General features: G+C 36.9%; 10 protein-coding genes. 1 reads left to right on the forward strand and 9 read right to left on the reverse strand.

The annotated features are described in order from the left end of the window. Positions 1–167: 167 nt before the first annotated feature. The 9 genes from Q0K35_RS05600 to Q0K35_RS05640 form a co-directional block, all read right to left on the reverse strand. On the reverse strand, positions 168–1634 hold the full coding sequence (locus Q0K35_RS05600) for a family 1 glycosylhydrolase (protein ID WP_294561691.1): 1467 nt from the start codon (positions 1632–1634) through the stop codon (positions 168–170). A gap of 14 nt (positions 1635–1648) precedes the next feature. Continuing rightward, the gene (locus Q0K35_RS05605; protein WP_294561692.1) at positions 1649–2614 is read right to left on the reverse strand and encodes a nuclear transport factor 2 family protein; all 966 of its coding nucleotides are present in this window, start codon (positions 2612–2614) and stop codon (positions 1649–1651) included. Beyond that, on the reverse strand, positions 2592–3641 hold the full coding sequence (locus Q0K35_RS05610; protein WP_071440998.1) for a nuclear transport factor 2 family protein: 1050 nt from the start codon (positions 3639–3641) through the stop codon (positions 2592–2594). The genes Q0K35_RS05605 and Q0K35_RS05610 overlap by 23 nt, the downstream gene beginning before the upstream one ends. A 67-nt stretch (positions 3642–3708) precedes the next feature. Continuing rightward, on the reverse strand, positions 3709–4971 hold the full coding sequence (locus tag Q0K35_RS05615) for a PTS transporter subunit EIIC (RefSeq protein ID WP_294561693.1): 1263 nt from the start codon (positions 4969–4971) through the stop codon (positions 3709–3711). Positions 4972–4990: 19 nt separating this feature from the next. After that, complete coding sequence (locus Q0K35_RS05620) at positions 4991–5299, reverse strand: hypothetical protein (protein ID WP_071441000.1); 309 nt, start codon at positions 5297–5299, stop codon at positions 4991–4993. Continuing rightward, a complete protein-coding gene (locus Q0K35_RS05625) occupies positions 5292–5615 on the reverse strand; it encodes a PTS lactose/cellobiose transporter subunit IIA (protein WP_071441001.1) in 324 nt (107 codons plus the stop codon). The genes Q0K35_RS05620 and Q0K35_RS05625 overlap by 8 nt, the downstream gene beginning before the upstream one ends. A gap of 16 nt (positions 5616–5631) precedes the next feature. After that, entirely contained in the window at positions 5632–7539 is a 1908-nt protein-coding gene (locus Q0K35_RS05630) for a BglG family transcription antiterminator (RefSeq protein WP_294561694.1), read from the reverse strand. Positions 7540–8053: 514 nt separating this feature from the next. Further along, a complete protein-coding gene (locus Q0K35_RS05635; protein WP_294561695.1) occupies positions 8054–8677 on the reverse strand; it encodes a DUF47 family protein in 624 nt (207 codons plus the stop codon). 18 nt (positions 8678–8695) lie between these two features. Continuing rightward, the gene (locus Q0K35_RS05640) at positions 8696–9748 is read right to left on the reverse strand and encodes an inorganic phosphate transporter (RefSeq protein WP_294561696.1); all 1053 of its coding nucleotides are present in this window, start codon (positions 9746–9748) and stop codon (positions 8696–8698) included. A 350-nt stretch (positions 9749–10098) separates the two neighbouring features. Here Q0K35_RS05640 and Q0K35_RS05645 point away from each other — a divergent pair, with 350 nt between their 5' ends. Next, a complete protein-coding gene (locus Q0K35_RS05645) occupies positions 10099–10728 on the forward strand; it encodes a DUF4230 domain-containing protein (RefSeq protein ID WP_294561697.1) in 630 nt (209 codons plus the stop codon).

The following is a 10728-nucleotide window of genomic DNA, read 5'->3' on the forward strand; positions in this document are numbered from 1 at the left end:
TTTTCATTTCCCGTATCGATCAAAACACAATATACCGGTATCTTGATCCATCTGCTTGTTGCTTCACGATTGGTCTTTGTCTTATAACTATTCAGACAAACGATCCAGTTTTCATCACATTCCATCCAGCCATTATCTAGGATATAGAGTTTCATATATTCTATTCATCAACCAAGGTCTTCGCCATTACTTTCAATCACTTTTTTATACCAGTAAAACGAATCTTTTTTATAGCGATCATAAGTACCGTTACCTTGATCATCAGCATCTACATAAATAAAACCGTATCTTTTTTTCATTTCTCCTGTTGAATGTGAAACAATATCAATTGGACCCCAGGTCGTATAACCAATAAGATCTACACCATCTTCCACGGCCTTTTTCATTGCGATGATATGTTTTCTCAGATATTCAATCCGATATTCATCATGGATCGAACCATCTTCTTCTACCTTATCATAGGCACCTAAACCATTTTCAGTAATCATCAGCGGACGCTGATAGCGATCATACATCACTTCTAAATAATACTGTAAACCTGTTGGGTCCATGGCCCATCCCCAGTCCGAATATTCCAAATAAGGATTTCTTTCACCTAATGCCATGTTTCCGCCAACCTGGTCTTTTGTTTTATGACTTGAAACATTATTCGACATATAATAAGAAAATGTATAGATATCCACTTTTCCTTGTGCTAAAGCTTCAATATCCTCTTGTGTGATATCAAGTGTGATGTGATGTTTCTTCCATAACCGCTGTGCATAAACAGGATATTTTCCAAAGCACTGGACATCTCCGCAATAAAAGATGCTTTCTTCCCACTTATGACGATTTAAAAGGATATCTTTAGGATCACAGGTATGCGGATAATAAGTGATTCCGCAGATCATACAGCCAATTTTATTTAAAGGATCAATATCATGACCGATCTTTACTGCCTTTGCACTTGCGACAAACTGATAATGAAGGTGCTGGTATGCCTTTTGATATTCTTCCTCTGTCGCATCTTCTCTTCTTAATAAGTGATTTAAGGTATTGTTGATCTCGTTAAATGTCAGCCAGTATCTGACCAGTCCCTTATATTCTTCAAAACAGGTTTTCGCATACTTCACAAATAAATCAATGGTCCTGCGGTCTTTCCATCCATGGTATTTTTCTTCTAAATAAGCAGGGGTATCAAAATGCCACAAGGTAACTAAAGGTTCTATATCGTATTTTCTTAATTCCTTAAATACATTGCGATAAAATTCAACACCTTTTGGATTTGGCTGATCTTCAAGTCCTGTCGGATATAAGCGTGACCATGAAATAGACATACGGAATGTTTTAAACCCCATCTCATGAAATAACGCAATATCTTCTTTATAGCGATGATAGAAATCAATGCCTTTTTGATTTGGATAATCATATCCCTCTAAAACAGCATAATGACCTCCCATGACATCCACTTCATCTGCCCGGTTGACAGCATGAGGATTTCCATCACGATCGACAAAAGTAATAAGTCGTGGTGTATGAAGCGCAGCTGCTGTTGTCACATCAATGACGCTCATACCTCTGCCATCAACATTCCATGCTCCTTCTGCCTGGCTGGCGCTAATAGCACCACCCCATAAAAAATCTTTTTTAAACATACTGATTCCTTTCATTAGATACAAAGTGTCTTATAAGATACTTTCTGGAATTTAGAAACAGCTTTACGATCTGCACTTGATACGATCCAGTCTTCTTTTTTCACCAATTTTAATTTCCATTGTTCATTATAATATGGCTGATAGACATTGTTAGAGAATAGATGTTTATAACCTAACTTAGTCGGTTCAAACATTTCTAAGGTTACTTCAGCTTCATCACCATCCACCTTTACATCAATGATGCGACAGCTGTGATGGCTCTGATATTCACGATCGTCGATATGATTCACCAGATTCATGATACTGACTCTTGTACGCGTATCTTCGCTGATCCCCATTCCCTGCCGGGTTGCATCACGATAGGAATAGATACCATCCTCTGTGACATATTGTTTGAATAAATCACTTTGACGGGTATCTACCAGTAACATAAATTCATAGATTCTGCGGATGATATTTTGTTGCTCATCTGTTTTTTCATACGTTCTTGTTTCATCTAAAAGAACCCTTCTCGGATCATGTTTTGTTTCATCATACAAATGCCACTGCCAATTCTTTTTTGCCCAATAAGTATTCCCCATCTGTGCTTCTAAATCAAAAGATACTGCCTTGATCTTATCATTCTCCACGATAAATTTATATTTACCGCCATAAACCAATGGAAATACCTGTCCGTTTACTGAGCTAGTCGCAGACGCTACATTATAAGAAGAATATTCTTTGATAAGAAAATGGAAAACATTACATATGACAACCGATGTATCTTCTTTTTTATAATCAATCAGATTACTTAAAATATTATATCGATATGAAAAATCTTCATTTAAAGCCAACGCTTTCTTTACCGCTTCTTTTCCGCTTATACTTCCCAATGTCGAATAATCAATGGTTATTTCCGTATCCAAAAGATCCTCCCATAAATCTGACTCATTCATGATATAGGAATCAAAGAATTTCTTAACCAATGAAACAGCTGTCATCACAGTCACCTCCTATAATATATTCATCAAAGGATACGATATCATCTTCCATAGGAATAAAACGCATTTTCTCTACCGGTTCAAAACCGGCCTGTATCTTATATAATTTCCATACACCATCTATTTTTTTCGCATAGATCTTATGTGCTTCTGTCGTGACCATGGAATGAATGTTTTCTCTCGTATATACCTTATCTCTTAAACGGTGTTCCTCACCTCTTGGCATCCATGCGATGGCTGTATCTCCTGTAATGACACAGCTTCCCATACGGTTGGCATGTTCCATATTCGGTTCTTTGTGCTGTTTATATTTTAAGAAATTGACATAATTGCGTTTGCCCGGTTCTTCAGTAAACTGCCACATATCTTCTGTTGCGACACTTAATGGCAAGTTGAAATCACCGCGGTCAAATCCAAATGTCTTCTTAAACTGCAATTCAAAAATCTGTTCGACATCTGACTGTGGTTCGCAGTCTTCCGGAATCACGGTCCATGGATTATCCAGTTCAGATACGATGACAGGTACATGTCCTGAATAGAGATCCGGACTGATCAGATTCCATTTACCCATTACAAAGCCGTTATTATCATCACCATAGCATAGATCAAAGCGAATATGACTGATACGCCAGCCCTTTTCTGTTTTTACATATGAATTACAATAAACTCCTCCGAAAGTAAACGGGAAGATATTGACACCATCATCAATGGCCATGATGCTTTGGATATAAGCACTTTGCTGACCAAATCCTTCTTTATTGCTTCTTGCGACAAAGCTCCAGATCGTTGATTTCTTGACATTGCATTCAGGTCCCGGCCATTTCAACATTTTTTTAATGGCTTCAATACCAACCGCTTTTCCAACCGTACTATATTCCGCAATACAATCCTCTGTCAGAATTTCATCAAATACATCTAATTCATCACTACGTAGTGCATCCACCAGTTTCGCAAATAATACATACATGGCTTTTCTGTTTTCACCGGTATAATAATTCAAATATTTATCAAGATATTTTTCGTTCATGAATATTTACTCCTTTACAAATGAAGGATAAGCTTTCACTTATCCTTCTTATTAACAATCATCACATCTAAGCAGCTTCTGCTTCGCTCCTATTTTCTTCTTCTACATAGCGACGATCGGCAACTTTGAAGAATGGATAATAAATCGCAGTGTCCATGGCAATCATGACAAATGTCAGCACTACTCCTTGCCATCCTAAACCTGCCAGATATACACGAATCGGTGTCGGCAAAGCCCAAGAAGATATGACACCATTTGAAATCGGAAGGAATCCTATCAAAGTCGTAACATAGGCAAGCACACAGTTTAAGATTGGTGCCAAAAGGAATGGAATTAACATGATCGGATTCATCATGATCGGGAAACCATAAAGTACCGGTTCATTGATATTGAATATAGCCGGAATGAATGAAACTCGACTGACAGCCTTGACACGCTCGCTCTTGGCAAACAGCATACAGATCTGTAAACCAAAGAAACATCCAAAACCACCAACGGCATAATAAGCACGATAAATTTCCGTAACCATATTGGTTGGCTGAGCTCCTGCTGTTACTGCTGCCAGGTTTTCTGCAGCGGCAGCCGTTAAGAATGGAAGCCACAGATTTGTCAAAGCTGTTGAGTGAACACCTACAAAGTTAACAAGCACACCGCAAACGATACATAGGATAAAGCTTGGCAGCGTTGCCGCAACACTTGTAAATGGACGTTGGATCAACGTATAGAACGCAGTGATCACATTGCCCCATTCCGTTAAAGAGAAGGCCCATTCAACGATACCGGATAGCAGCAGGACAACCAGTGTCGGTACCAATGCCGCAAAGGTCCGTTCGATCATAGGCGGTACACCGGAAGGCATCTTTAAATAAAAGCCTTTGTCAATGAGCCATTTTGATAACATCGGAATCAAGACACCAATGATCATCGCAACGAATAAGCCCTGAGCTCCCATACCTGAAGTAGCAATGCTTCCGGCTGTGAATCCCTGTAAGATAATGAAGGACATAACTGCAAGAATACAGTTGGTAAACTCATCGCTGTCGATCTGTTTCGACATAGAATAAGCGATGGCAACAGCTGCGATCAAACCCATCAATCCGTTTGACAATGTTCCCAATGTCAAGGAAATATGATAGATCGGTGTTGTTTGTAACCATGCCAATACTTCCTCATTTGGGAAATATGCAATCAAGGTACCAAATGATCCGATCATTAAAATCGGGAAGGTAGCCATGACACCGTCACCAATTGCTGTCAGCCATTTAATATTTTTTATTTTGATCGTAATTGGCACTAACGTCTTATTAATTAATTCAATAATTTTTTCCATTTTTTTCTCCTTTCTTCTTTTACTTGTTCACAGCAGAAACGATCTCTTTAAGGACTTTTTTGCTATTCAGCAATGCAAAGTCACTTGGATCTAAGATATGCATGATACCTGCCTGCTCCGGATATTTTTTCTGTAATTCATTGATACGATATCCCACCTGTGGACCCAGTAAGACATAATCCACTGATTTGATATACTTATCAATATCCGTGATGCTATGTGCTTCGATCTGAAGATCGACATTTTGTTTCTTAGCTTCTTTTCTAACAGCCTCTTCCATCATTGAAGTACTGATACCATACTCACAAACCAGCATTACATTAATCATGTTTTTCCCTCCTTTCTAACATATGAATCATTTCATATACTAAATCTCTCATGCTCATCGTATTCATGACCTGATCCATGGCATGAATCAACAGCACTGAGATATTACTGCCCGGCGCACTGGGATCCGAACTGTTTTGAAACAATATCTCTGTCTGTGCCTGATGACACTTCACAATATCTTTGTCGCTTTCATCTACCAATTGAAGTCCCTCTTCATACTTTCGATCACCGGCTAAGCGCATCGCCTCTATCAGCTTCATCCTGCCTGCTCCGGCATAGCTGATCATGGTCATGATCTTCTCTTCTGTACTCATAAAATTACCTCCTGATTTATAACACCGCAGCTTTTAACTCTTCTATAAACTGCTTGAATGTCTTACACTTTGCAATCGTATCTAATAGATGCTCTTTCTCAATCAGCAAAAGCAAGATATTACTGATCTCTTTATGAAGATACAAGTTACCTTTTCTTAGATTGATCAAAAAGATAACACGTACTTCTCTGTTTTCCCAAAAGAAGGGTTTCTCAAATACCGCAACGCTGATCGAATCTTTTTTTGCTTCAAAAACCATCGGATGAGGTCCTGCAACACCATTCTTATATATTGTCGCAAAACGATTTTCTCTTTCTAACACCAGCTCTGTGAAATGATCATTGGCATATCCCTTTTTAATGGCATCATCACCCATATGAACCAGCATTTTCTTATAATCCCTGATTCCGTCTACATAAAACAAGTCTTCATGGAACAAATCCCAGATATCACGAATAGTCGTTGTTATCTGATTCTCTTTCGCACGCATCATGATGATTTCTTCGATTCTTGCGATTTCATTCTCATCCAGCCACTCCTTGATGAAGATAACAGGAACATCCTTATATTCTTCTTCCAACGGAATCGTTGTTAAGATAAGATCATAGCTGTGATAATCCGTTTCCTTCATATTATTCACAGCAATCGTCGATACCGATGCATGAGGGAAGATCGATTTCAGCTTAATTTTCAACAGCTGTGCAGATCCTCCACCGGTTCCACAGATAACAAGTATCTTTTTATATTGCTCTTTTTTGCTATTTTTCATCCTTTCAAAATGAGTAGCAAAATGAAGGGCAATATAGCCAATTTCATCTTTTGAAAGCTTAAAGTTATATTTTTTCTCGATCAGATCGCTAAATCTCATCGCTAACAGAAAAACATTTGCATATTCACTATATACCTTATCAATAAGCGGATTAGTCAGCTGAATATTGTGATACATCCGATTGATCAGTGGCAGAACATGAATGATCAAGGCATTCAGCAACAATTCATCATCTTTCGTATTTGTCAGAAATTCTTCATCAATTTCGTTCAAGATATCTTTGATTCCATCTGTGATTTCTTCTTTTTGATCAGAAATCATCTTATCTGAAAACGTCTTGCCGGAAATATGAGCTGCCAGCAAATCAACCTCTTTTGGATCAATGACAATCGGATATCTTTCTTGTAACCAGTCGATAATCTGTTGAGCAATCTCTGTAAAGCATGGTTCAACCGGATATGAATCAAACTGATTGATATATTTTTTCTGTTTTGATCGATAAAGAAGTATCAGGATATGTTCTACGATATTTGCTAATGAAGCATCTGTGACTTCTAGCGAATATTTCTTTAAAAGCTCTTTAAACTTTTCAGTAACTTCATCAACATCAATCTCTTTAATAAACTCAAAATATCCTTTTACAGGTTGTATATAAGCTGAATTACAAATCACATATTTTGAAAAAGCTTTTCTTATATCCTGTTCATTTCCAATAACCCTTATTCCATAACCACTCCTTTTCTCTAATTGAAGATTGCTCTCGTTGATCTTTTTCTCAACTTCCTTAAAATCTCGAATAACTGTTGCTTTGGAAACATCAAGAAGATTACTTAAATATTCATATGTAATATATTCATTTGACTGCAATAAGATATAAAGCATCAATGATACCCGCTTATCGGCATCCAGACCTTCCGTCGGCAGATAGTTTTCTTTTGTAAGAAACTTTTCATATTTTTCTTTATCCCAAACATCCAGATGATACCCCCTTTCACGTATTGTCTGAATCGTAAATCCATGATATTTCCCAATTGCATTTGCTTTGGATTTCAGATTACGAAGAGTACTTTCAGAAATATGCAGTTCTCTTTCTAAATCATTTCTGGATATAATGGATTTATCTTCTAACTTTGATAACAATGTATATAATTTCATAATGTTTTCCTCTGTAAATAATTATAAAAAAAAAGAATATTTGTACAATATTCAAATTAATCGTTAAAATTGCTAATTATGATAACAGCCTTCAGGTTCTTTTTGTCTTTGATAATAAATAAAGAATCTGAACATAAAAGCATAAGGGTATAAATTTATTTTGATAAATCTTTTTTTTATTTTTTTTACTTTTTTTGGGAATTTTTGTCTTTTTGCGCATATATAATAGTAGGCAGCATAGAAAGGGAGGGGAAATTTATGATGCCTGTATTTATATTGTGGAGGAGTCATTGTTGGGTTTTGAAACCATCATCATTCTCCAGTTATTATATGAGAATATAATAGCTTTGAATGAATGTCTTCGACTGATTCGTTTACGATTCAGATAAGACTCTGACTCTTCCCTCCCAAAGTGAAACCCCAGTGCCACCACACTGGGGTTTCTTTATATTGTGGAGTTTCATCCACCCATATTCTATCATATCCTTTTTTTATTGTCTATGATTTTATGTAATTAAATATTGTTCATGACGACACTTTCTACGACAATTGCGACATGTTCAATGGAGTCACAGCTTTTTTCAAAGCGATCCATGGTTTCTGTCCATGTTAATAATTCAATTGGATCTTTTGATGTTGAAAACAAATTATGAACGCTTCCGGTATATAATTTATCTCCTTCTTCTTCAAGATCATTGATCTCAATGATATATTTCTGTAATTGGGTTGATTTTTTATAATTCGGAAATTCTGCCATCATTTTCTTTAACGCTTCACAGCTCTTAACGATGATATTGGCAAATTCTTTAGCTTCCGGGCGAATCTCGGAAATACAGAAAATATGCATTTTGATCAAAACATCTTCGATCGTATCCGATACATTTTCAATCACATTAAACAAATGATTGATATCTTCTCTTTCAATAGGTGTAATAAATTCTTTTGTCAGGCGATCCATCATCTCATGCTTGGTACTGTCAGCCTTTGTTTCAATTTCATGCATTTCTTTGATTTTTTCACCCATCTTGGATAAATCGAAATGATTGACATAATCATTCAGTAAATCAGCAGCCTGTTTTGAATAATCGGCTAATTCCATAAATGCTTCGAAGTAACAGTTATTTTTTTTATTTGACATTTTCTTTACCTTCCTTTTTTAAAATATCCACATAAATACCTGTGCCATGATATATCCGATCAAACCACATCCCGGAAATGTCAATATCCACGTCCAGACCATTTCCTTCACAATGCCCCAGTCTACGGCGCTTAGCCTTTTTGCGGCCGCTACACCCATGATAGCTGTATTTTTAGTATGTGTCGTACTCACCGGAATACCTGTTACAGAAGCTATCAAAAGACAGCCTGCTGCGGCCATATCTGCTGAGAAACCCTGATATTTCTCCAGCCTGACCATATCCATTCCCACTGCTTTGATAATTTTGTAACCGCCGATCGATGTTCCTAACCCCATAACTGCGGAACATAAGATCATCAGCCATACCGGAATAACAAAATTTTCGGCATTTGCCTGACCTTGAGCTAAAAACAGTCCCAACATGAAGACACCCATAAATTTCTGACCATCCTGTGCACCATGCATAAATGCCATGGCCGCACCACCTGCAATCTGTGCTTTCTGAAAAAAGCCTTGTGTCTTTCTTCGATCTATATTTCGAAAGATCAGCTCGACAAACTTCACCACGATCCATCCCATCGCAAATCCTAAGACAGATGAGAGGATCAAGCCATAGATAACGCTGATCCACTCACTTCCATTAATTCCTCCAAGTCCTCCCTGAAGAGCAATCGCTGCTCCGGATAGACCTGCTATCAATGCATGAGATTCACTTGTCGGGATTCCAAAATACCATGCGGCTGTCGCCCACAATACGATTGCAAATAAAGCTGCGCACAATGCTGTCAATGCACTATGCGGATCACCGCCAAAATCAACCATGTTGTAAATGGTCTGCACGACCGTTGCATTGATCATGGTCATGACAAATACACCCAGGAAATTGAAAACAGCTGCCATCATGATTGCCTTTCGTGGTGTCATCGATCTCGTTGACACACATGTTGCAATTGCATTTGGCGCATCTGTCCAGCCATTCACCAATACGACTCCTAACGTCAGTAAGGAAATAATGATCAGCGCAGGGTTGGCAGCAAGCTGATTGAGATATTCTGTTAAGCTAATCGACATTCTTTGCTCCTTTTCTGTCATAAATATCAATGACATTCTTTCTCTTATTTTAACATATGACCCTTTAAGTATATATATATTTTGTAAAATCTAGTGAAAAAATATCTTTTGATTATGTAAATTATGAAATTATTTTTAAGTTTGTGTAAATTTTATGTAAAATTAACCTAAATATTTTATGTTTTTATATATATTTCATCACCTTTAAGTGAATGTCATCTGTATTTTATGTAAATTATATGATTTGACACTTATATAAATGTTTTATCCTAACGAAATTGTAATATTTTATTAATGTCATTTATGAAACATGATATAATTCACATGTCGATAAGAAAGGGGGATATCTCATGAAAATAACCGAAAAAATTCGCAATGCGAGAAAGACAATCTTAAGTTTACTTTTTTTAGTGCTTTTTGCTTGTTTGATTTTCTTTGCCGGCATGATGTATGCAGGTAAAAACAGTGAACCCGAAATTACTTCTACCTCATTGACACAACAGCTTCAGGAAGTTTCAGATCTTGCGGTTTTAGAATACAATTATACCAAGGTCGGCAAATTTGAAAACTCACTTGAATTAAACGGATGGGATATTCCCTTAACCAAAAAAAGCTTTTTGCTTACATATTCAGGAAAGCTTCAGGCCGGCATCGATATGAGCAAGATCGACATAATCGTAGAAGATAAAACGATCACTGTCTTGCTGCCTGATGTAGAAATAATCAGCAATGTGATCGATGAAGACAGTATTGAAGTATATGATGAAACAAAGAATATCTTTAATCCTATCAGCATCAATGATTACAAGACTTTCGCATCTAATCAAAAAACAATGGTTGAAGAAGAAGCAATTGAGAACGGTTTTTTAAGTGAAGCTGCAACACGCGCTCAAAAAGCTATTAGAAGCTTCTTAGAGATGATACCAAATATCAGAGATGATACATATACGCTTGAGATTCAATTTAACGAGGCTTCTTAG

The sequence above is a fragment of the uncultured Traorella sp. genome (assembly GCF_944327115.1).
In the GTDB taxonomy this organism is placed as follows: Bacteria; Bacillota_I; Bacilli_A; order Erysipelotrichales; family Erysipelotrichaceae; genus Traorella.